Annotated in this window: 1 pseudogene; it reads left to right on the top strand. The window is 68.7% G+C overall.

Annotation, left to right across the window (positions count from 1 at the left end):
* Positions 1-473, top strand: a pseudogene (locus tag ADL29_RS10265) (SulP family inorganic anion transporter); the annotation flags it as partial.

The following is a 473-nucleotide window of genomic DNA, read 5'->3' as shown; positions in this document are numbered from 1 at the left end:
TCCGCCGAATCCCTCTTCAGCGCCGCCGCCGTCGACCGCCTCCACAACGGGCCCAAGACCGACTACGACAAGGAACTCATCGCCCAGGGCGCAGGCAACACCGTCTGCGGCATCCTCGGCGCGCTGCCGATGACCGCGGTCATCGTGCGCAGTGCCGCCAACGTCCAAGCAGGCGCCACAACCAAGGCCTCCCGCGTGCTGCACGGCGCCTGGCTGCTGCTGTTCGCCGCCGCCTTCCCCGCCGCGATCTGCGTCCCCTGTGGCGCGAACACCGCGGCGAGGCCGTCGTCCTGATCGTCACCGCCCTCGCCATCGTCACGGTCAACATGTTCGAAGGCGTCCTCATCGGCATCCTGGTCGCCATCGCCAAGACCGCCTGGGAAACCTCCCACGTCCACCTCGACATCCACACCCCCGACGACGAAGATCAGCCCGTGCGGGTACACGCCATCGGCAACGCCACCTTCCTGCGC

The organism is Streptomyces chattanoogensis (assembly GCF_001294335.1).
Lineage (GTDB): Bacteria > Actinomycetota > Actinomycetes > Streptomycetales > Streptomycetaceae > Streptomyces > Streptomyces chattanoogensis.
Note: the sequence above shows the minus strand (reverse complement) of the source record. Positions and strands in the feature narration are given on the sequence as shown.